The 20,627-nt window shown below is 74.7% G+C and carries 25 protein-coding genes and 1 riboswitch; of the genes, 10 read left to right on the top strand and 15 right to left on the bottom strand.

Features of this window, described 5'->3' with window-relative positions; genetic code table 11:
• Positions 1-2 precede the first annotated feature (2 nt).
• The gene (locus tag AB0M03_RS19275) at positions 3-968 is read right to left on the bottom strand and encodes a YafY family protein (RefSeq protein ID WP_363492756.1); all 966 of its coding nucleotides are present in this window, start codon (positions 966-968) and stop codon (positions 3-5) included.
• A 91-nt stretch (positions 969-1,059) separates the two neighbouring features.
• On the opposite strand from AB0M03_RS19275, the gene AB0M03_RS19270 reads away from it, so the two are divergent.
• From AB0M03_RS19270 to AB0M03_RS19260, 3 genes are read left to right on the top strand one after another with little or no spacing between them, the layout of a single operon-like run.
• On the top strand, positions 1,060-2,550 hold the full coding sequence (locus tag AB0M03_RS19270) for an MFS transporter (protein WP_363492755.1): 1,491 nt from the start codon (positions 1,060-1,062) through the stop codon (positions 2,548-2,550).
• Positions 2,551-2,607: 57 nt separating this feature from the next.
• Positions 2,608-3,198, top strand: a complete 591-nt coding sequence (locus AB0M03_RS19265; RefSeq protein ID WP_363492754.1) for an XRE family transcriptional regulator — start codon at positions 2,608-2,610, stop codon at positions 3,196-3,198.
• 31 nt (positions 3,199-3,229) lie between these two features.
• Positions 3,230-3,370 carry a DUF6126 family protein gene (locus tag AB0M03_RS19260; protein WP_363492753.1) on the top strand — a complete coding sequence of 47 codons (141 nt, stop codon included), beginning with the start codon at positions 3,230-3,232 and terminating at the stop codon, positions 3,368-3,370.
• 37 nt (positions 3,371-3,407) lie between these two features.
• On the opposite strand, the gene AB0M03_RS19255 is transcribed toward AB0M03_RS19260, so the two are convergent.
• Positions 3,408-4,829, bottom strand: coding sequence for a PLP-dependent aminotransferase family protein (locus AB0M03_RS19255; RefSeq protein ID WP_363492752.1), 1,422 nt, complete (start codon positions 4,827-4,829; stop codon positions 3,408-3,410).
• Positions 4,830-4,879: 50 nt separating this feature from the next.
• Here AB0M03_RS19255 and AB0M03_RS19250 point away from each other — a divergent pair, with 50 nt between their 5' ends.
• The 4 genes from AB0M03_RS19250 to AB0M03_RS19235 all read left to right on the top strand — a co-directional run bounded on the left by AB0M03_RS19250 (position 4,880) and on the right by AB0M03_RS19235 (position 9,163).
• Entirely contained in the window at positions 4,880-5,359 is a 480-nt protein-coding gene (locus AB0M03_RS19250) for a carboxymuconolactone decarboxylase family protein (protein ID WP_363492751.1), read from the top strand.
• Between the two features lie 134 nt (positions 5,360-5,493).
• Entirely contained in the window at positions 5,494-6,225 is a 732-nt protein-coding gene (locus tag AB0M03_RS19245) for an ATP-binding cassette domain-containing protein (protein ID WP_363492750.1), read from the top strand.
• On the top strand, positions 6,212-8,470 hold the full coding sequence (locus AB0M03_RS19240) for a YhgE/Pip domain-containing protein (RefSeq protein ID WP_363492749.1): 2,259 nt from the start codon (positions 6,212-6,214) through the stop codon (positions 8,468-8,470). Before AB0M03_RS19245 ends, AB0M03_RS19240 begins: the two co-directional genes overlap by 14 nt.
• 108 nt (positions 8,471-8,578) lie before the next feature.
• Positions 8,579-9,163, top strand: a complete 585-nt coding sequence (locus AB0M03_RS19235) for a TetR family transcriptional regulator (RefSeq protein WP_363492748.1) — start codon at positions 8,579-8,581, stop codon at positions 9,161-9,163.
• Positions 9,164-9,225: 62 nt separating this feature from the next.
• Here AB0M03_RS19235 and AB0M03_RS19230 read toward each other — a convergent pair whose 3' ends face one another.
• The 11 genes from AB0M03_RS19230 to AB0M03_RS19180 form a co-directional block, all read right to left on the bottom strand.
• A complete protein-coding gene (locus AB0M03_RS19230) occupies positions 9,226-10,335 on the bottom strand; it encodes a cytochrome P450 (protein WP_363492747.1) in 1,110 nt (369 codons plus the stop codon).
• Positions 10,299-11,726 carry a cytochrome P450 gene (locus tag AB0M03_RS19225; RefSeq protein ID WP_363492746.1) on the bottom strand — a complete coding sequence of 476 codons (1,428 nt, stop codon included), beginning with the start codon at positions 11,724-11,726 and terminating at the stop codon, positions 10,299-10,301. Before AB0M03_RS19225 ends, AB0M03_RS19230 begins: the two co-directional genes overlap by 37 nt.
• Complete coding sequence (locus AB0M03_RS19220; protein WP_363492745.1) at positions 11,723-12,325, bottom strand: ATP/GTP-binding protein; 603 nt, start codon at positions 12,323-12,325, stop codon at positions 11,723-11,725. The genes AB0M03_RS19225 and AB0M03_RS19220 overlap by 4 nt, the downstream gene beginning before the upstream one ends.
• Positions 12,303-12,671 (bottom strand): DUF742 domain-containing protein, encoded by a 369-nt coding sequence (locus AB0M03_RS19215; RefSeq protein WP_363492744.1) that lies wholly within the window; start codon positions 12,669-12,671, stop codon positions 12,303-12,305. Before AB0M03_RS19215 ends, AB0M03_RS19220 begins: the two co-directional genes overlap by 23 nt.
• On the bottom strand, positions 12,668-13,081 hold the full coding sequence (locus AB0M03_RS19210; RefSeq protein ID WP_363492743.1) for a roadblock/LC7 domain-containing protein: 414 nt from the start codon (positions 13,079-13,081) through the stop codon (positions 12,668-12,670). Before AB0M03_RS19210 ends, AB0M03_RS19215 begins: the two co-directional genes overlap by 4 nt.
• Positions 13,065-14,393 (bottom strand): sensor histidine kinase, encoded by a 1,329-nt coding sequence (locus tag AB0M03_RS19205; protein WP_363492821.1) that lies wholly within the window; start codon positions 14,391-14,393, stop codon positions 13,065-13,067. Before AB0M03_RS19205 ends, AB0M03_RS19210 begins: the two co-directional genes overlap by 17 nt.
• Positions 14,394-14,580: 187 nt before the next feature.
• Entirely contained in the window at positions 14,581-14,796 is a 216-nt protein-coding gene (locus tag AB0M03_RS19200; protein WP_363492742.1) for a hypothetical protein, read from the bottom strand.
• 161 nt (positions 14,797-14,957) lie between these two features.
• A complete protein-coding gene (locus tag AB0M03_RS19195; protein ID WP_363492741.1) occupies positions 14,958-15,416 on the bottom strand; it encodes a PaaI family thioesterase in 459 nt (152 codons plus the stop codon).
• 133 nt (positions 15,417-15,549) lie between these two features.
• Positions 15,550-15,735 carry a hypothetical protein gene (locus AB0M03_RS19190; protein WP_363492740.1) on the bottom strand — a complete coding sequence of 62 codons (186 nt, stop codon included), beginning with the start codon at positions 15,733-15,735 and terminating at the stop codon, positions 15,550-15,552.
• 64 nt (positions 15,736-15,799) lie between these two features.
• Entirely contained in the window at positions 15,800-16,366 is a 567-nt protein-coding gene (locus AB0M03_RS19185; RefSeq protein ID WP_363492739.1) for a TetR-like C-terminal domain-containing protein, read from the bottom strand.
• Entirely contained in the window at positions 16,366-17,202 is an 837-nt protein-coding gene (locus tag AB0M03_RS19180; RefSeq protein WP_363492738.1) for an alpha/beta hydrolase, read from the bottom strand. Before AB0M03_RS19180 ends, AB0M03_RS19185 begins: the two co-directional genes overlap by 1 nt.
• A gap of 144 nt (positions 17,203-17,346) precedes the next feature.
• Between AB0M03_RS19180 and AB0M03_RS19175 the strand changes: the two genes are divergently transcribed.
• Complete coding sequence (locus AB0M03_RS19175; RefSeq protein WP_363492737.1) at positions 17,347-17,559, top strand: 4-oxalocrotonate tautomerase family protein; 213 nt, start codon at positions 17,347-17,349, stop codon at positions 17,557-17,559.
• Positions 17,560-17,573: 14 nt separating this feature from the next.
• Here the strand turns inward: AB0M03_RS19175 and AB0M03_RS19170 are convergent, their stop codons facing one another.
• Positions 17,574-17,864: a YiaA/YiaB family inner membrane protein gene (locus AB0M03_RS19170; RefSeq protein ID WP_363492736.1), complete on the bottom strand. Its 291-nt coding sequence runs from the start codon at positions 17,862-17,864 to the stop codon at positions 17,574-17,576.
• Positions 17,865-18,087: 223 nt separating this feature from the next.
• A riboswitch (cyclic di-AMP (ydaO/yuaA leader) is annotated at positions 18,088-18,247 on the top strand.
• An 11-nt stretch (positions 18,248-18,258) separates the two neighbouring features.
• Between AB0M03_RS19170 and AB0M03_RS19165 the strand changes: the two genes are divergently transcribed.
• Entirely contained in the window at positions 18,259-19,029 is a 771-nt protein-coding gene (locus AB0M03_RS19165) for a M23 family metallopeptidase (protein ID WP_363492735.1), read from the top strand.
• A 25-nt stretch (positions 19,030-19,054) separates the two neighbouring features.
• On the opposite strand, the gene AB0M03_RS19160 is transcribed toward AB0M03_RS19165, so the two are convergent.
• The gene (locus AB0M03_RS19160; protein WP_363492734.1) at positions 19,055-19,942 is read right to left on the bottom strand and encodes a hypothetical protein; all 888 of its coding nucleotides are present in this window, start codon (positions 19,940-19,942) and stop codon (positions 19,055-19,057) included.
• A gap of 80 nt (positions 19,943-20,022) precedes the next feature.
• Here AB0M03_RS19160 and AB0M03_RS19155 point away from each other — a divergent pair, with 80 nt between their 5' ends.
• Positions 20,023-20,619 (top strand): GNAT family protein, encoded by a 597-nt coding sequence (locus tag AB0M03_RS19155; RefSeq protein ID WP_363492733.1) that lies wholly within the window; start codon positions 20,023-20,025, stop codon positions 20,617-20,619.
• The last annotated feature ends 8 nt before the right edge of the window (positions 20,620-20,627 follow it).

The following is a 20,627-nucleotide window of genomic DNA, read 5'->3' as shown; positions in this document are numbered from 1 at the left end:
CTTCAGTCCACCGGGCCCGCTGCGCGGGCCGCGCGGCCGGCGAGGGCGCGGAGGTGGTCGGCGAGCTCGGGGGGCTCGTGGACCTCGAAGTCGCAGCCGAGGGTGACGAGTCGGACGGCCAGCCACTCCAGGGAGTCGGCGCGGCTGTGCAGGCGGCAGCGGTCCTCGTCGATCTCCTCCACGGTGCCGGCCGCGGGGCCGAGGCGGCGGGCGGCCTCGGCCCGCGGGAGGTGCAGGGTGGCGACCGCGCGGTGGGTGCGGGCCGGGCCGGCGAGTTTGGCGGCGACGTAGGCGGCGGCGTCCTCAGCGGGGAGCTCGCGCGGGGTGCTGCGCAGGCCGGTCCGCTGCGGGGCGGCGATGCGGTCGACCCGGAACAGCCGCCAGTCGTCCCGGTCGGTGTCGAAGGCCACCAGGTACCAGCGGCGGCCGACGGAGACCAGCCGGTGCGGCTCGACCAGCCGGCGGGTGGCGGCGCCGTCACGGGCGCAGTAGTCGAAGCGGACCTTCTCCCGGGCGGCCACGGCCGAGGCGAGCAGGGCGAGCTCCTCGGGGTCGATCCGCGGGCCGTCCCCGGGCAGCATCGGGACGGTGGCGGTGTCGAGCGCGGAGACCCGGTGCCGCAGCCGGGAGGGCAGCACCTGGACGAGCTTGGCCAGCGCCCGTACGGAGGCCTCCTCGATGCCGTCCACGGCGTGCCCGGCGGCCGTCCGCAGGCCGACCGCGATGGCCACCGCCTCCTCGTCGTCGAGCAGCAGCGGGGGCATGGCGGTGCCCGCGACCAAGCGGTAGCCGCCGATCGGTCCGCGGGTGGCCTCCACGGGGTAGCCGAGGTCGCGCAGCCGCTCGATGTCCCGGCGGACGGTGCGCGGGCTGACCTGCAGGCGGTCGGCGAGTTCGCCGCCGGGCCACTCGCGCGGGGTCTGCAGGAGCGAGAGCAGGGCCAGCAGCCGGCCGGGTGTGTCGGTCATGGCCCCAGTCTCGCGCGAGTAGCGGACGGAATCCGGCCTAATCGCCTCCTACCGTCGAAGGCGTACCCCGACGAGCACCGAGGAGCGGCAGATGACCTCCCAACACCCGGACCGCAGGCGCTGGTTCGCACTGGCCGTGGTGATGACGGCCAGCCTGATGGACCTGGTCGACGTGACCATCGTCAACATCGCGATGCCCAGCATCCAGCAGGAGACCGGGGCGTCGTTCAGCGCCCTGCAGTGGATCAGCGCCGGCTATGCGCTGGCCTTCGCGGTCGGCCTGATCACCGGCGGCCGGCTCGGCGACATCCACGGCCGCAGGCGGCTCTTCCTGCTCGGCATCGGCGGGTTCACCGTCGCGTCCGCGCTGTGCGGCCTCGCCACCGGCCCGGACATGCTGGTCGCGGCCCGGGTGCTGCAGGGCGCCGCCGGTGCGCTGATGGTGCCGCAGGTGCTGTCGATCATCCACGCCGGCTTCCCGGCGGAGGAGCGCGGCAAAGTCTTCGGCCTGTTCGGCGCCATGGTCGGCCTGGGCGCGGTGGCCGGGCCGCTGCTCGGCGCGCTGCTGACCGAGTGGGACGTCGCCGGGCTCGGCTGGCGGCCGATCTTCCTGGTCAACCTGCCGGTCGGGGTGGCCGGCCTGGTGCTCGGACGGATCTTCATCGACGAGTCGAAGGCGCCGCAGGCGCTCCGGCTGGACCTGGTCGGCATGCTGCTGGCCACCGCGGGCCTGCTGATGGTGCTGTACCCGCTGACCCGCGGCCGGGAGCTCGGCTGGCCGCTGTGGGGCTACGCGCTGATGGCGGGCGGCCCGGTGGTGCTGGCACTGTTCGTCCGGTACGAGCGGGCCAAGAGCCGCCGGGACGGCTCCCCGCTGGTGGAGCTCTCGCTCTTCCGGGTGCGCAGCTTCGCCGCGGGCATCGGCGTGCAGCTGGGCCACGGCACCGTCTGCGGCGTGTTCTTCCTGGTGTGGACGCTCTACATGCAGCTCGGCCTCGGCTGGAGCCCGCTGAAGTCCGGTCTGACCGGCCTGCCGTTCTCGCTGGCCGTCTCCACGGCGGCCGGGCTGTCGGTGCAGAAGCTGGTGCCGCGGTTCGGCCGCGGGGTGCTCCGTGCGGGAGCGGTCGTGATGGCCGCGGGCTCGCTGCTCTACCTCGCCCTCGCCGAGTGGCTGGGCACCGGCATCACGCCGTGGCAGATGGCGCTGCCGCTCGCGGTGATGGGCGCCGGCATGGGGCTGATCGTGGCGCCGCTGACCGATGCGGTGCTCTCCGAGGTGCCGCGGGAGCACGCCGGTTCGGCGTCCGGGCTGATCAACACGGTCAACCAGCTGGGTGTGGCGCTCGGGCTCGGCCTGACCTCGGTGCTGTTCTTCAACGTGGTGGACGGTGCGGGGCCGGCCGGGATCGCGGACGGACGGGCGTTCGCCGACGCCTTCGGCAGCTCCATGTGGTGGGTGGCCGGCGGACTGGTGCTGGTGTTCGTCCTGATGGGGGCGCTGCCCAGGCACCGCCCGCAGCCGGCCGCCGAGGCCGCTGCGGAGCCCGTGCGGAAGGACGGGGAGCCGGCGCTGATCGGCTGAGTTTGCCTCTGGGGCAAATTTCTTGCCCACGAGGCACGGTGGGTGTGAACTGGTCGCATGACGGACGACCAGGAGGTCGCGGGCCTCGGCATGCGACTGCGTGAGCACCGGGTGGCCGGGCGGCTGACCCTGGAGGGCGCGGCCGCCCGGGTGGGGCTCTCCCCAGCCTATCTGTCGCGGTTGGAGACCGGGCGACGGCAGCCCTCGCTGCCCGTGCTGCTCGGTCTCGCCCGCGCGTACGGGACGACCGTCTCCGGGCTGCTCGGCGAGCAGCCCGGGGAACCGGACCCGGTGGTCCGCGGCGGGGCCATCGAGCCCGGCCGGGCCGGCGGCTGGGGCTACCGGCGGGCCGGTGCACAGGGCCGGGCCATGCAGGCGCTGCGCGTCCACGTCCCGCCGAGCGTCCAGGACGCCGTCGTCCGGGTCCACCCGGGCGAGGAGTGGCTGTACGTGCTGGAGGGGCGGCTGCGGCTCACCCTCGGCGAGACCGTCCACCTGCTCGACCGGGGCGACTCGGCGCACTTCGACTCGCTCACCCCGCACTGCATCGCCGCCGAATCGCCCGCCGGGGTCGAACTGCTCTTCCTGCACACGCTGCTGCAGAGCCCGGGCGGCGAACTCTGCCTCGGCGACGCACCCCGGATCTGACCGCACCTGCCACCCCGTCAGGAGGACGGACATGGACAAGCCCACCACCGACGCCGGACGGCGCACCGACCGCAGGGTCTGGATCCGCGCCACCATCTACATGGCCGCCACGCACGCCTTCGCGGGCTTCGTGATCCTGCTCTTCGAGATCGGCAGCCGGAAGAACGGCTGACGGAGGGCCGGCCGACGGCGGAACGGCCGGCGGCCGCTCAGAGCCGGACCAGTGTGCAGAGGGCGTCCAGGGCGGCCTCGAAGACGTGGTCCGGCGGAGTGCCGTAGCCGATCACCAGGGAGGCCGGACGCTCCGGGTCGGGGCCGGCCGCCGGGGTGCGGCACCAGCCGAGGACGTTCACCGACAGCCCCAGCCAGGAGGCCTGGCGTAGCAGCTCCTCCTCGCCCAGCGAGCCCGGCGGCAGCTCCAGCACCGCGTGCAGCCCGGCCGCGATGCCGGTGACCCGCACCCGGGGTGCCCGCTCGGCCAGCACCGCCACCAGGCGGTCCCGCCGCCGCCGGTACTGCAGCCGGCTGCGGCGGACGTGCCGGTCGTACGCACCTGAGGTGATCAGCTCGGCCAGGGTCAGCTGGTCCACCACCCCGCTCTGGCCGTCCGCCAGTTCCTTCCGGTGGCTCACCGGGCCGACCAGGGCCGCCGGCAGGGCCAGCCAGCCCAGCCGCAGGCCGGGTGCCAGGCTCTTGCTGGCGGTGCCCGCGTAGACCACCCGCTCCGGGTCGAGGGCCTGCATCGCACCGACGGGACGCCGGTCGTAGCGGAACTCCCCGTCGTAGTCGTCCTCCACCACCAGCCCGCCGCTCTCCCGGGCCCAGTCCACCGCTGCGGCCCGGCGGGCGGCCTGCAGCGGCACCCCGGTCGGGAACTGGTGCGCCGGGGTGAGCACCGCCGCGGCCGCGCCGCTGCCGGCCAGCAGGTCGGTGCGCGCCCCGCCGCCGTCCAGCGGCAGCGCCACGGTGGCCAGGCCCTTCGCGGTCAGCACCTGCTGCTGCGGCGGCAGTCCGTACTCCTCGACCGCGACCGTCTCCGCGCCCTGTTCGCGCAGCACCTCGCTCAGCAGGCCCAGGCCCTGGGTGTAGCCCGCGCAGACCAGCAGCCGCTCCGGGTCGGTCCGCACCCCGCGGACCCGCGCGAGGTAGCCGGCGAGGGCGCGGCGCAGTTCGATCCGGCCGCGCGGGTCGGTGTAGCCGAACGCCTCGTGCGGGGCGGTGGCCAGTGCCCGGCGGGCCGCCGCCGTCCAGGCGGACCGCGGGAAGCGCGACACGTCCGGGCGGCCGGGCATCAGGTCGTACCGGACGGCCGGGGTGCGCGGCGCGAGGGCCGCTGGCGCGGGCACGGACGGCGTGCCGCGGTCGGCCACCACCGTGCCCGAGCCCTGCCGGGAGGCCAGCCAGCCCTCGGCGGCGAGCTGCGCGTACGCCTCGGCGACGGTGTTGCGGGCGATGCCCAGGTCCCGGGAGAGTTCGCGCGAGGAGGGAAGCCGGGTGCCGCGGGCGAGCCGGCCGGTGCGGACGGCCTCGCGCAGCGCGTCCTCCAGGGCGGCGCGCAGGCCGAGGCCGCGGGAGCGACCGGCGGTGAGGTCGAGGTGCAGGTCGCCGCCGAAAGTGGCCCAGGATTCCATGCTGCAAATGAACCACGGGCAGGGACCATCTCGTCCCTACGGTGGAACGCATGACGACGAACCAATCCGCCTACGTCCCCGCCCCCGTCCAGCGCATCTCGCTCCCGGAGCAGGCCGCCGGCTTCTACCGCGCCATGATCGACCTGGACCGGGCCGCCCGGGCCGGCCTCGACCCGTCGCTGGCCGAACTCGTGAAGATCCACGCCTCGGCGATCAACGGCTGCGCCTTCTGCCTGGACATGCACACCACCGACGCCCGCAAGGGCGGCGAGCAGGAGCACCGCCTCGCCACGCTGCCGGCCTGGCGCGAGGCCCCCTGGTACACCGCCCGCGAGCGGGCCGCCCTCGCCCTCACCGAGGCGGTCACCCTGGTGTCCCAGGGGCACGTGCCGGACGCCGTCTACGACGAGGCCGCCAAGCACTTCGACCAGCCCGAACTCGCCCAGCTGATCGCCCTGATCGTCACCATCAACTCCTGGAACCGGATCGCCGTCACCTCCCGGCTGAGCCCCGCCCCCAAGCAGGCCTGAGGCCGCGAACTCCCCGGTGCGGCACCGGCCGTAACCCATCTCACAGCCCGTCGGGCCCGGTTCGGTGCGGACCGGGCCCGCGGCGCCCCTATATTTGAACTGACTGGTCAGTTCAAAAACGGGGGAGGGGCGTCATGGCCGACCGGCATGCCGGGGCCGCAGTCAGGGCGGAGGCGTTGTCACTGCGCGGCGCACGCGGCTGGGTCTACCGGGACGTGGAGTTCGAGGCGCCGCCCGGCGCCCTCGTCGCACTGGAGGGGGAGGCCGGCTCCGGCCGCACCTCCCTGCTGCTCACCCTCGCCGGGCGGATGCGCCCCACCGGCGGCAGCGCCGCCGTCGACGGCCTCGCCCTGCCGAAGCAGGCCGCCAAGGTCCGCCGCATCGCCGCCCTGGGCCCCGTCCCCGGTGTCAACGAACCCGATCCGGCACTCACCGTCGCCGCCCACCTGCGTGAGCAACTCCACCTGCACGGTCGCCCGTTCGCACCGTCCGTGCGCCGCGGCACCGACCGGCGGGCCGCCCTCGCGCTGGCCGCCGCCGGCCTCGACCCCGACCGGCTGCCCGACGGACTGCGCACCCCCGCCCGCGAGCTGGGCGCCCTGGACCGGCTCCGGCTCGGCACCGCACTCGCCCTGATCGGCGAGCCCCGGCTGATCTGCGTGGACGAGCCCGACGAGCGCCTCGACGACGCCGGCCGGCGCGCCGCCTGGCAGCTGCTCCGCGACACCGCCGACCGCGGCATCACCGTGCTGGCCTCCACCACCGACGCCGGACGCGCCGCCGGCCTCGCCGACCTGACGGCGCACACCGCACCCGCGGAGACCCCCGCGGCACCCGAACAGGAGGCCGCCGATGCGCGCGCTTAGCCTGGCCCGCCTGGAATTCGGCCGCTTCAGCCGCGGCCGGCTGCCCCGCGCCGCAATGGCCGCCCTGCTGCTCCTCCCGCTGCTCTACGGCGCGCTCTACCTCTGGTCGTTCTGGGACCCGTACAGCCGCCTCGACAAGCTGCCGGTCGCCCTCGTCAACGAGGACCGCGCCGTCACGGTGGAGGGCAGCAAGGTCGACGCCGGGCACGACCTCGCCGCGAAGCTCGGGCAGAGCCGCACCTTCGGCTGGAAGGAGACCACCGCCGCCGACGCGGAGAAGGGCCTCGCCACCGGCCGCTACTACCTGACCCTCACCATCCCGGCCGACTTCAGCGCCGGCATCGCGGGCAGCAACGGCGACCACCCCGAGCGGGGCACCCTGCAGGTGCGCACCAACGACTCCAACAACTACGTCGTCGGCTCGATCTCCCGCACCGTCTTCAGCGAGATCCGGGCCGCCGCCAGCGCCAAGGCCTCCGCCGGGTTCTACGACAAGATCTTCCTCGGCTTCTCCGACCTGCACGACCGCACCGCGCAGGCCGCCGACGGCGCCCACCAGGTCGCCGACGGCGCCGACCGGGCCCACGACGGCTCGGCGCAGCTCGCCGACGGCACCGCCCGCGCCAAGGACGGCGCCGGCAAGCTCGCCGCCGGCGGCCGCGACGCCCGCGCCGGAGCCTTTGACCTCGCCACCGGCCTGGACAAGGCCAAGCAGGGCAGCAGCAGCCTCGACGACGGCATCGCCAGGATCGACGACAGCCTCGCCAGGCTGACCACCGGCGCCCAGCAGGTCGCCGACGGCACCCGCCGGCTCACCGACGAGGTCGACCCGCTGGCCCGCAAGATCTCCCCGGTGCTGCACACCTACCCGGAGCAGATCCGCATCGCCGCCCAGCTGACCGCCGACGCCGCCGGGAAGCTCTCCACCGACCTGAAGGACCTGCCCGCCCGCTCCTCGGCCGTCCTCGCCGACGCCCGCAGGGTGTCCGCCGAGATCGACGCCTCGTACGCGCAGCACTGCCCCGGCGGCGCCCCCGCTCCGGGCCGCGACGCCGCCGGCTGCCGGGCGGAGGCCGAGCTCTCGAACATCGGCCACCGCCTGGTCACCGCCGCCGAGCACACCGACGCCCTGATCCACCGGGTGGCACCCGAGCTGGACCGGGTGGCGGCCCACGCCGACGACGTGGAGAAGGCGGCCCGCAAGCTCGCCGACCCCGCCCTCGCCGCCGAGTTCGACGCCAAGGTCGCCGACCTGCACCGGCTGGACGACGGCGCCCACCAGGTCGCCGACGGCACCGCGAAGATCAAGCAGGGCACCGCCGCCGCCCTCACCGGCATCCGCAGCCTCGACAGCGGCCTCGGCCGGCTCGACGACGGCGCCCACCGTCTCTCCGGCGGCATCTACCGGCTCTCCACCGGCATGACCGCCCTCGACTCCGCCACCGGGCAGCTCGCCGACGGCGCCGCCCGCCTCGACGACGGCCTCGGCACCCTCGCCGACGGCTCCGGCCGGCTCGCCGCCGGACTGCAGGACGGCGCCGCGAAGATCCCCGACTACACCGACGGCCAGCGCGCCGCCCGCACCGCCGCCATGAGCGACCCGGTCGCCCTCGCCCGGCAGGAGCTCAACAAGGCGCCCAACTACGGCACCGGCTTCGCCCCGTACTTCGTCCCGCTCGCCCTCTGGGTCGGCGCGATGGTCAGCTACATGCTGCTCCGCCCGCTCGGCCCGCGCGCCCTGGCCGGCAACGCACCCGCCTGGCGGGTCGCCCTGGCCGGCTGGCTGCCCGCCGCCGCGATCGGCCTCGCCCAGGCCGGCGCCCTGCTCGGCGTCCTGCACTGGGGCCTCGGGCTGGAGCCCGAGCGGATGGCCGGGCTGATCGGCTACCTCGCCCTCACCGTGCTCTGCTTCACCGCCCTCATGCAGTGGATCAACGCCCGCTTCGGCCCGGCGGGACGGCTGCTCGCCCTGGCCCTGTTGATGCTGCAGCTCACCTCGGCGGGCGGCACCTACCCGGTGGAGTCCAGCCCCGGCTTCTTCAACGCGATCCACCCGTTCCTGCCGATGACCTACGTCGTCGCCGGACTGCGCCGGCTGATCAGCGGCGGCGACCTCACCGCCGTCTGGACGGGCAGCGCCGTGCTCGCCGCCTTCTGGGTCGGCGCGCTCGCCCTGACCGTGCTCACCGCCCGCGGCCGCCAGGTCTGGACGCTCTCCCGGCTGCACCCCGAGCTGTCGCTCTGACACCCCGCCGAAACCCTGCCGGGCGCGCGGTACGATCCGCGCGCCCGGCATTCTTCGTCCCCCCACCCACCGGCGCCGGCCGGCGTCCCCCACCCTCCGGAAGCACCCATGAGCCAACGCCGCAGCGCGACCCGGCAGAAGCTGTACGAGGCCGCCGTCACCCTCATCGCCGAGAAGGGCTTCTCCGCCACCACCGTCGACGAGATCGCCGAACGCGCCCAGGTGGCCAAGGGCACCGTCTACTACAACTTCGCCAGCAAGACCGAGCTGTTCGAGGGCCTGCTCAAGCACGGCACCGGGCTGCTCACCGACTCGCTCCGGGAGGCCGCCGAGGGAAGACCGCCGCTGGAGGGCGTCGACGCGATGATCCGGGCCGGCCTGGTCTTCATCGCCGCCTACCCGTCGTTCGCGCAGCTCTTCGTCGCCGAGACCTGGCGCACCAACCGGGCCTGGCACGAGTCGCTGCGGATGATGCGCGACAGCGCCGTCGCGGTGGTCGCCGGGGTGCTCGACGAGGCCGTCCGCGAAGGCCTGCTCTCCGAGGACCTGGACACCCAGCTGATCGCCTCGGCGCTGTTCGGCATGGTGCTGGTGGTCGCCCTCGACTGGCTGGCCTTCCAGCCCGACCGCAGCCTGGACGACGTGCACGCCGCCCTCGTCCGCCTCGTGCACGGCCGCATCACCCCGGCCTGAGCAGCACCCCGGTCTGACCGGGCGGGGCGGACCGGCAGCACGCCGGCCCGCCCGCCCCGGCGTCAGCCGATCCGCACCGGCAGCGTCCGCACGCTGTTGGAGACGAACGAGGCGATCGGCTCGGGCGCCGGACCGTCCGCCGCCACCAGCGACGGGTAGCGGGTGAACAGCCCGCGCAGCGCCGTCTCCGCCTCCAGCCGGGCCAGCCCCGCACCCAGGCAGAAGTGCGGGCCGTGCCCGAAGGACAGGTGCCGGGAGGCCGACCGCGTGACGTCGAAGCGGTCCGCCTCCGCGTGGTGCCCGCCGTCCCGTCCGGCCGCCGCGTACGAGGCCAGTAGCGCCTCGCCGCGCCGGATCAGCACCCCGCCGACCTCGATGTCCTCCGCCGCGTAGCGCAGCGGGAACTGGCCCACCGGGGAGTCGTACCGCAGCGCCTCCTCGACCACCGCGGACCAGGTCGCCTTGCCGTCCAGCACCAGCTGCAGCTGGTCCGGGTGGGCGAGCAGGGCGCGCACCGCATTGGTGATCAGGTTCAGCGTGGTCTCGTGCCCGGCCACCAGCATCAGCAGCAGGGTGCCGACCAGCTCCTGCTCGGAGAGCCGGTCGCCCTCCTCGCGGGCGGCGATCAGGTCGGTGGTGAGGTCGTCGCCGGGCTGCGCCCGCTTGGCCGCGATCACCGAACCGAGCAGCGCGAACAGGCCCTGCTGCGCCGCGATCGCGGCCTCGGGCGTCGCGGAGCTGGAGACCAGGGTGTTGGACAGCTCGTGCAGCTCGTCCTGCTGCTGCACGTCCAGGCCGAGGAGTTCGCCGATGACCTGCATCGGCAGCGGGTACGCGAAGTGCGTGCGCAGGTCGAAGTCGCCCTCCAGGCCGGCGAGTCCGTCCAGCAGCCGCTCGGCCCGGGCCTCGATCGCGGGGGCCAGTTCGGCGATCCGGCGCGGGGTGAACGCCTGGGTGACCAGCCCGCGCAGCCGCCGGTGGTCGGCGCCGTCCGCGGTGACCATGCCGGGCACGGTCACGAAGTTGAGCAGCGGCCAGCCCTCGGGCAGCCGGCCCTCGCGGAACGTCGTCCACAGCCGGGCGTTCTTGCCGACCCGGGGGTCGGCGAGCAGCTCCTGGAGGGTGTCGTGGTGGGTTATCGCCCAGACCACCACCCCGCCAGGGAGCTCCACCAGGACCGCCGGGCCGGCTTCCCGGAGCCGGGCGTTCTCGGTGTGCTGGTCGCGGCCGAAGGGGTCGAGTCTGACGGGGGTGAGACTGTCGGCGGTGTCCATGTCGGCCTTTCGGACGTGGCGGCGTGGCGGGGCGGGGAGAACGCGCTGTACAGCACCGGCAGGTCGACCAGCGCGCGCGACCAGGGCGACGGCCGCCACTTCAACTCGGCCGCGGGCACGGCGAGCTGCAGATCGGGGAGCCGGTGCAGCAGGGTCTCGACGGCGGTCTCGACGATCAGCCGGGCCGGGTGCTGGGCCGGGCAGACGTGCCGTCCGGCGCCCCACGCCAGGTGCGCCCGGTTGCCGCCGATGCCGTCCGGGCCGTGCACGGACGGGTCGGCGTTGGCCCCGGCCAGGCCGAGCACCAGCATGTCGCCGGCGCTGATGTACTGGCCGCCGAGCACGGTGTCGCTCGTGGCCCACCGCCCGGGGAAGTTCTGGGTCGGCGGGTCGCGCCACAGCACCTCGTCCAGGGCGTCCGAGACGCTCAGCCGGCCGCCGGTGAGCGTCGAGCGGAACCGCCGGTCGGTGAGCAGCAGACGCAGCGCGTTGCCGGTCCAGTTGATGGTGGTCTCGTTGCCCGCGACCAGGATCACCACCAGGTGGTGGACGGCCTCCTCGTCGGTGAGCCCGGCCTGGTGGGCGAGCAGCCAGGAGGTCAGGTCGGCGCCGGGCTGTTCGCGGCGGCGCTTCACCAGGTCGACCAGGATGGCCTGGAACTCGGCGTTGGCCCGCACCGACTTCTCGCTGCTGTCCACGAAGTGGCTGATCAGCTCGATGAGGTGGGGGCCGGCCTCGGCGGGCAGGCCGAGCAGCTGGGTGAAGACCAGCAGCGGCAGCCGGCGCGCGTACTGGGCGATCAGGTCGGCGGTGCCGTCCGGACCCCAGCTGTCGATCAGGGCGTCGGCCGCGGCCTCGGTGGTGGTGCGCAGCTGCCGGTGGTCGATCCTGGCCAGGGTGTCGGCGACGGCGGCGCGCAGCCGCTGGTGCTCGGCGCCGTCCAGGTTGAGCAGGGTGGGCCGCCAGACGGTCATCGGCAGCAGCCGCGAGTCGGCGGCGAGCCGGCCCTCCCGCGGCACCCGCCAGCGCCGCGAGTCCTTGGAGAACAGCTGCTCGTTGCGGGTGAGTTCGAGCAGCTCGGGGTAGCCGATGACCAGCCAGGCCTCGACCCCGGGCTCCAGCTCGATCGGCGCGACCGGCCCGTACTGCTCGCGCAGCCGGGCGTACAGGCCGTGCGGGTCGTCGGAGACCGCCGGGCCGTAGAGCGGTGCGGCGCGCCCGCCGCCGCCCTGGTGCATCGGGCAGCCGGGCGGCGGGAGCTGGCCGCCCTCCGGCAGGGGGGTGGTCATGGCTGGAGCTCCAGTGCGGCCGTGGCGTGCAGGTGGGAGACGAAGTCGATCAGCACGTCGTAGGCGGCCTGCCGGTCGCGGGCGTCGCAGTGCAGGATCGGCACGTCGGGGAGCAGGTCGAGGGCGGCGCGCAGCTCGTCCTCGGCATGGCGCTGGGTGTCCGGGAAGACGTTGACGGCCACCGCGAACGGGATGCCCTGCTCCTCGAGCTGGCCGAGCACGTCGAAGCTCTCGTCGATCCTGCGGGTGTCGACCAGGGCGATCGCGCCGAGTGCGCCGCGCGAGAGGTCCTCCCACAGCGGCCAGAAGCGCTGCTGCCCGGGGGTGCCGAACAGGTAGAGCGCGAGCTGCGGGCTGAGCGTGATCCGGCCGAAGTCGAGCGCCACGGTGGTGGTGGTCTTGCCGACCCGGCCGGTGAGGTCGTCGATGCCGGCGCCGGCGGCGGTCATGGTCTCCTCGGTGCGCAGCGGGGCGATCTCGCTGAGCGATCCGACGAGGGTGGTCTTGCCGACCCCGAACGGACCGGTGACCAGGATCTTGACGGCGCCCTGCACGGTGGAGGGCAGGTAGGACGGTTCAGCGGAGTTGGCGGAGGCCAACGAGCACCTCCTCGAGGAGCGCGGTGGGCAGGCGCTCGGCCTGCGGGACGTCCGGCGACCGGTGGACGGCGGTCGCCGGGGGCAGGACCTGGACGGCGCCGAGGTCCCACAGGTCGCCGACGAGCACCTTCACCACGCTCAGCGGCAGGTGCAGGTGGGCGGCGATCTCGGCGATGGCGAGCAGCCGCCCGCAGAGCGCCAGGATGCGCTGGTGTTCCCGGTTGAGCTCGGCACCGCCGGTGTCGGCCCCGGGCACGGTGGAGACGAGGCTCTCCAGCGCGAGGACGTTCCGGCTGGGCCGGCTCCGGCCGCCCGTGATCACGTACGGCCGGACCGGGCCGCTCACCGCGCGTCCCCGGCCGCCTGCTCCACCCGGGGCGGGCTGGTCAGGTGGGTGCCGATCCGCTCGACCAGCACCTGCATCTGATAGGCCACCAGGCCCGCGTCGACGGCCTCGCCGGTGACCACGGCGAGGTGGGCGCCGGCACCGGCCGCCACGATGAACAGGTAGCCGCCGCCGTACTCGACGACGATCTGCCGGGTCGCGCTGCCCGGTCCGCCGAAGCCCTGCGCCACGCCGCGGGCCAGCGACTGCAGGCCGGAGCAGGCGGCGGCGAGCCGCTCGGCGTCGTCGCGGCCGATCCGTTCGCTGCGGCCGATCTCCAGGCCGTCGTTGGACACCACGACGGCGTGCCGCACCTCGGGGACGGAGACGATGTCCGCCAGAAGCCAGCCGAGATCAGGGTTGGTGGTCATAGAACTCTCCTGCGCGCAGGGGCTGTTGGGGGGAAGCGGGAAGCGTCCCGGCCGGCCCGGGGGCGGGCGCGGCCGGGGTGCGGTGCTGCTGGTCCTGCTGGTCCTGCCTGGTGGCCGAGCGCCCGCTGGCGGTGCCGGCCTGGAAGAGTGCCATGAAGGCCTGCGCCTCCCGGGCGGAGCGCGGCGCCACGGCGCCGCCGGTGCCGCCGGACTGTCCGGCGACGTGCCGCCCTGCCGCGGGGGCGGCACGGCGACGGTTGGTGCGGCGGGGCAGCCCGCCGGTGGACGGCCCGTCCTGCGGGGCCGGTTCTGTCGGTGCGGCAGGAGCGGCGGGTGCGGCCGGGACCGCGGCCGCCGGGGCGGCGGGTGCGGCGGGCCGCTCGGCGGCGGTGTGCGGCTGCCCGCCGGGAAGCGCGGGCGAGTGCGGCAGCGGCTCGGTGAGCAGCGCGTTCGGCAGCAGGACGACCACCCGCACACCGCCGTACGGCGAGGGCGCGGAGCTGAGCGTGACCCGGAAGCCGTACTGATCGGCCAGCCTGCCGACCGCGGCCAGTCCCAGCTGCGGCACCTCGCCGAGCCGGGACACCTCCAGCCCCACATCGCCGGACAGCGCGGCGGCCGCCTTCTCCACCGCGCCCTCGGGCATGCCGACGCCGGCGTCGTCGATCTCGATCACGGCGCCGTTGTGCACCGGCATCAGCGTGACGAACACCTGCGTGCTGGGCGGGGAGTAGCGGGTGGCGTTGTCCAGCAGCTCGGCGACCGCGTGGATCAGCGCCTCCGCGGCGGCGCCCACCACGGCGGTCTCCATCCGGCTGCGCACCACCACCCGCTGGAACGGCAGGATGCGCGACTGGGCGCCGCGGACCACGTCCTCCAGGGCGACCGGTTCCGGCCAGTGCCGGCCCGCGCGTGCGCCGCACAGCACGGCCAGGGTCTGGGCCAGCCGGGCCTGCTGGGCGGCGGCGTGGTCCGCCTTGAGCAGGCCCTCCAGCAGGACGGGGTCGTCGTGGGTGCGCTCCATCTCGTCCAGCCCGGCCTGCTGGTCGTGGGCCATCACCAGGATGCGGCGGGCGACGCTGAGGAACGCGCGCTGGGTGGAGGCGACGATCTCCTGCTCCTGCTGCACCGCGGCGGCCTCAGCACTGCGGCGGGCCGTCTCGCCGGCCAACCGGCCGCGCAGGGAGTCGGTTTCGCGCTGCTGCTCGTCGAGCCGGCGGCGCAGGGTGCGGGTGACGGACCGGTACCTCGCGGCGGTCAGGACCGCGGGGACGGCGAGGACAACGGCTGCCGCTGCGCACCACTGAGACATCGTCACGCGGCGAATTCTAGGATGATGATCCTACGTAAGTGTGAACAGATCGCAGGATTGGTGATCTGGACGCGTCAAAAGGCGACTTCCGCCATGACATTTCGTCAGTGTCCGGGGCGCCTTCCGTGCCCTTCCGCCGATGCCGGACAACTCCCCCGACGGGCCCGGGCGTCCGGACCCGCGCAGGTCACTGGCCGTCCACCTCGCCGTACGGCTCCTGGGTGCGCGCCGGGACGGGCCGTAGCGAACGCAGGCCGCGGGCCACGGCGAAGCCGCGGCGGAGAGCGGCACCGAGACCGGTCTCCGGCTCGGCGGCCGCCGGTACGACCGGGGGTTCGGCCGGCGGGCGCTGCCCGGGGATGAGGCCGGTGGCGGGCGCGGTGCTGCGGGCCGTCTGCGTCATCTCTCCACGTCCTCCGTGTTCCTGCCGGGTGCCGCCGGTGCGGGGCGGGTTCTCGCCGTCCGCTGTGAGGTCTACCCCGTGGGGCGGCCGGTTCTGTCCGGATTCGGCGACAAGGCGGTCCCGGGATCCTCCCGGGCCGGTGCCGTTCGCCGCGGGCGGGGTCACGGCGCGTGCTCGACGGCGATCATCGTGCCCTGCAGCAGCGCGACTTCCTTGCCCGGAATCCCGCCGCTGACCGAACGTATCTCGGCGCCGACGACGGTGATGGTGCGGCCGCTGCGGACGACCGTCCCGGTGGCCCGCAGCCGCTCGCCGACCCCGGGGCTGAGCAGGTTCAGCTTGAACTCCACGCTCAGCACGTCCTTGCCCTCGGGCATCAGGGAGAGCGCGGCGGCGCCGGCCGCCGCATCCGCGAGCGTGGAGATCGCGCCGGCGTGCACGAAGCCGTTCTGCTGGGTGACCTCGGGCCGGACCGGCAGGTCGAGCACCACCCGGCCGCGGGACAGCTCGACGATCTCCACCCCCAGCGTCGCCAGCAGCGGCTGGCCGGTGAGGTTGCTGCGGAGTCGGTCGGTGACGGTGTCCATGGCGGTCCTGGTGCGGGGGCGGGGGTGCTCCACGAACCTTCCGCCGCCGACCGGCCCGGAGTCAACCCCGGGCCCGGACAGCACCGAGGCCCGCGCCGTACGGCGCGGGCCCGTCGGTACCGGAGTCCCGGGCGCCCCTGACGGGTTGCCCGAGTGCCGTGGGGGCCTACAGCAGGTCGGCGTCGGTGGTCGCCTGCCCGTCGGCAGCGGTGTCCGGCAGCTCGGTGCCGGTGACGGCCTTGGCGTCGCCGATGCGCTGCTGGGGCATGTCGGCGTGGGCGCTCGGGGTGGTCAGCGAGGCGACGACGCCGACGGCGAGGGAGGCAAAGGCGAGCATGCTGCGCTTCTTCATGCCCTGCACAACGCGCACGGCGGCACGAGGTCACGGCCGGCCGGCCACGGGCGGTCGGGTACGGCTAGCGCGGCCAGTGCCGCAGGCCCTCGACCAGCACTCCGGTCAGCCGCTGCCGGGACACCGTGACGTCCTCGGCGAGCCGGAAGCCGCCCGCGGTGGCCAGCGAGGCGAAGCCGTGGACGGTCGCGCGGACCGTCCTGGTGGCGTGGATCAGCTCCGATCCGGCCAGGCCGTAGCCCTGCAGCACCGCGAGGATCACCTCGACCAGCCGGCCGGCGGCCGCGGTGAGCTCCGGATCGTCCTGCGGGGCCTGCGGGAGCGCCGCGTAGCGGTTCGGGTGGCGCACCGCGTAGTCGACGTAGGCGTCGACCAGGGCGGCGAGGGCCTCGTCCCCGCCGCGGCCGAGCACCGCGCGGGAGAGCCGTTCGGTCAGTTCGTCGGTGACCCGGACGGCCACCAGGCGGCGCAGTTCGGCGAGTCCGCCGGTGACGTGCTTGTAGAGCGAGGGGGTGGCGACGCCGGCGCGGCCGGCCACGGCGGCCAGGGTCAGCGCCTCCGGGCCCTGCTCGTCGAGGAGTCCGACCGCGTGGTCGACGACGGCGGCGGGGTTCAGTCCGGCCCTGGGCATCAGGCGACCTCGTTCACTTCGTCCAGGAAGGGCAGCAGGGCGTCGGCGGTGGCCTGCGGGTACCCGGCCATGGGGTAGTGGCCGCCGCCCTCGATGATCACCTTACGGCCCCGGAGGGCCTGCGCCTGGCGCTCGGCGAGCGCGGCCGGGTCGGGGAAGTCGGGGTCGGCGCCGCCCATGACGACCAGCGCCGGGCAGGTGACGTCCGCGCCCCAGCCGGTCGGTGCGGAGTCGCCGCGGACGTACCCGCGCACCGCCTGCCGGCGGCCGGGCTGCTTGAGCGCGGCGACCAGCCGGGCGCGGTAGGCGTCGAAGTCGGCCGGGCGCCGGTTCGGGTAGTAGAACCTCTGTGCCGCGCCCCACAGCGAGGGGAACCAGGTGAGGGCCGGGCCGAGCAGGCCGACCATCGCCTTCTGCAGCAGGTTGGGCGGGAAGTTCTCGAAGAACGCGTCGATCAGGACGATTCCGGCGACCCGCTCCGGGGCGTCGGCCGCGGCCCGGACGACGGTGGCGCCGGTGTACGAGCTGCCGACCAGGACGGCGCGGCGGATGCCGAGGTGGTCGAGCAGGGCGAGGACGTCGCCGGCGATCGCGGTCGGCGAGTAGTCGTCCCAGGCGGTCGAGGACTCGCCGAGTCCGCGCAGGTCCATGGTGACCACCCGGTGCCCGGCGGCGGTCAGCAGCGGGTGCAGGTGCCGGTAGGCGGCGCGCAGGTCGAGCATGCCGGGGAGCAGGACGACCGGGACGCCGCCGCCCTGCTCGGTGTCGTCGTAGGCCAGCCGGCCGCCCGGGACGTCCAGGTGGCGGGTCTTCAGTGCGCTCCGGGTGTCGTTCACGGCGGGCCTCCTCGGCCTGGTGGCTGAATGCCTGGCTGATTGCCTGTAGCCAAAAAGCTATGGCTAATAGCCTTAGCCGTCAAGTGCGGCCCCGCCCTGCGGTAGCGTGCCGCCGGACCGCGGGAACCGAGAGAGCGAGGCGTCATGCCCTTCATCAGCGTCAAGCAGCTGGTCGGCCGTACCGAGGAGCAGCGCGCGGAGATCGCCCGGGAGCTCACCGCGACGTACGCCCGGATCACCGGGGTGGACCCGTCGAACATCTGGGTCGCCATCGAAGAGCTCCCGGCCGAGAACTGGTCGGCCGGCGGCGAGACCTTCGCCGCCAAGCGGGCCCGCGCCGCCGCCTCCGGCGGCTGACCGGGGCGGGCGGCTCAGAGGCCGTCCGCCCGGAACGGGTCGTGCTCCGCCAGCAGCTTGTCCAGCCTGGCCTGGTCGACCCGGGAGACGAGCTCGCCCGCGTCCTGGCGGTCGCGGACCACCTTGGCCAGGGTGAACGCCGAGGTGATGACGTAGAGCAGGGCGACCGCCAGGAAGGCCCGCACCCAGGCGTCCACCGGAAGGCAGGCGATCCCGATCGCGAGGGCGGCCGTGGCGAGGGCGAAGGACAGGACGGCCTGCACGTAGTAGGCGGCCGTGGTGCGGGGCTGCATGGGTGCGCTCATGCCTGCAGCGTCCCGGAGCGCCGGTGGACCGGCATGAGTACGGATACTCAGCTTCGACGGCTTATCACCCTGAGTCACCATCCAACCGACAATCCATGGCAAATCGCCCATCGTGCCCGTAGTCCCGACGAATCCACTGGCTCAGACGCTTGGAATCAGGGCGGGCATAGCATTAACGTTTGATAACGCAGCGCGGTCGGCAACGCCGTACCGACACGGCACCGTGCGCGTGTCGCTCAATCCCGCGTCTGCCTTCACGGTGGGCCCGGGAGCCGGGGAACCACCTTCCTTGGGGTGAATCGGCCGGGCCGGTGGCCCAGCCGTAGGAGACCTTCCTGCTCCGAACCCGTCAGCTAACCCGGTCGGCGAGAGGGAAGGAAAGGAGTGCGCCCCCGTGGCGTCGACGCACTCGGCGGACCCCACCGCCGCAGCCACCCGGCTCCTCGACCACCCCTGGGAGCAGGCCGAACAGGCCCGCCACCGGCTGCCCCGCCAGACCAGGGGCGGCAGCCCGCTGCTCGGTGTGACCGCGACCATGGCCGCCACCTTCGGTGCCGCCGGCCTCACCGCGGCCGCCGCCGGCCCGGCCGCCGCTGCCGAGCCCGCCGTCTCCGTCCCCGACGAGGCACCCGACGCCGACCCGGGCCTCGCCCTCGCCGCCCGCATCCAGCAGCAGGCCGACCACCGCACCGCCGCCGACGAGGCCGCCCGCCTCGCCGCCGCCCAGGAGGCCGAGGCCCGCCGCGCCGCGCAGGCCGCCGTGGAGGCCACCGCCCTCGCCCTGCCGACCACCGGCTACACCCTGGGCACCCAGTACGGCCCCTCCGGCTCGCACTGGGCCCACCTGCACACCGGCCTCGACTTCGAGGCCGCCACCGGCACCCCGGTCACCGCGGTCGGCCCGGGCACCGTCACCTCGGCCGGCTGGGCCGGCTCGTACGGCTACCGCATCGTCCAGACCCTGCCCGACGGCACCGAGATCTGGTACTGCCACCTCGCCCGGCTCGCCACCACCGACGGCCCGGTCGAGCGCGGCACCGTCCTCGGCGCGGTCGGCGCCACCGGCAGCGTCACCTCGCCCCGGCTCCACCTGGAGGTCCGCCCCGGCGGCGGAGCCCCCGTCGACCCGCTGAGCTGGCTCCGCTCCCACGGCGTCCAGCCCTAGCCGAAACGCACGCCCCCGGCTTCGCTCACTCCTCGTCGTGCGTCTGCCGGGCCGCCGCGTACGCCTCCAGTTCCTCGGTGCCCGGTTCGGGGGCCAGGTCCGAGTACTCCGCGACCAGCAGGGCCGGCAGCCCGGGCACCGTCCACTCGCCGCAGAGCCACAGCGCGACGTCCGCCACGACCTGCTCGAAGTCCTCGAACTCGCCCCGCAGCTCGAACGGCATCGGTTCGCCCATCGCGGTCAGCGCCGCCAGGTTGCGGTAGCTGCGCTGCATCAGGCCGTACTCCAGCAGCCGCCGTGCCCCGTCGGTGGCCATGCCGATCGACAGCAGGTGCGCCTCGCCCCAGCCCAGTGCGGCGTCCGCACCGGTCATCGCGTCCAGCGCACCGGTCTCCACCAGGGCCTCGTACGCCGCCGTCCGGCCGTCCGGCTCCAGCGCGCGGAAGGCGTCCAGCCAGGCCCGCACCGCCGCCGCATCCCCGGTGTCCACGCCGTCGGCGCGCAGCAGCAGCGTGTACAGCCGCGGCCAGGTCAGCAGCTGCGGCCGCCGCAGCAGCGTCCCCAGCAGCTCGCCCTGCCACTCCGCCTCGGCGTGCAGGCGCTCCTGCCGCTTCGCGTTCAGCCGCCGCGCCGCCCGCTGACGGTCGATCAGCAGCCGCACCGCCTCCCCGTAGGCCGCCGGGTCGCCGGCCGGCTGCACGTACAGGTGGAGCCGTTCGTGCAACAGCTGCTCCAGCACGGCCGAGCCCAGCTCGGGCCGGCCGTCGTGCATCGGGGCGCCGCCCAGTTCCAGCAGCGTCAGCACTTCCCGGAGCGCCTCCTCCGGGACGGGTGCGCGGCCCTCGGCATCCGCCCAGGCGAGCAGTTCCTCGGCGCAGGTACGGGGGATGAGCTGCAGGTCTTCGTCGTCCACGCCCCGTACGGTAGCCGGTGCGGCGACCGGCGTGCGGCACGGCGGGCCCGTCGCGGGGCGGCAGGGTAGGGTCGGCCGCCATGACACCCGAACAGGTCCGGACGGTGCGACAGGTCCGCCTGACCGGACCGCGCCTGGCGATCCGCGAGTTCCGGCTCACCCCGGAGGACACCGCGGCCCTGCACGCGATCTTCGGGGACCCGGAGACCGCCCGCTACCTGCCCTTCGAACCGCGCGACGAGGAGGAGTGCGCCGACCAGATCGAGCTCTACCTCGAAGAGGCCGAGAAGGACCCGCGGACCGTCTACCGCCTCGCCGTGACGCTCCGTGAGGACGGCCCGGAGGCGCTGCCGATCGGCAACGCCGTCCTCGGCCTCGAAGGGCAGCGCGCCGCCACCATCGGCTACGCGCTGCGCCGCGACACCTGGGGCAACGGTTACGCCGGCGAGATCACCGCCATGCTCTGCGGGTTCGGGTTCGGCACCCTCGGCCTGCACCGGCTCGCCGCCCGCGTCGACCCGGCCAACACCGCCTCCGCCCGGGTGCTCGCCCGGGCCGGCTTCCAACCGGAGGGCCGCATCCGGCACGACCTCCACCTGCGCGACACCTGGCACGACTCCCTGCTGTTCTCCCTGCTGGAGGAGGAGTGGGTGCAGCCCGCCGCAGGACGGGGGTAGGGCCAGCC

Source organism: Kitasatospora sp. NPDC051914 (assembly GCF_040680995.1).
Taxonomy (GTDB): domain Bacteria; phylum Actinomycetota; class Actinomycetes; order Streptomycetales; family Streptomycetaceae; genus Kitasatospora.
This window is presented reverse-complemented; position numbering and strand designations above follow the sequence as displayed.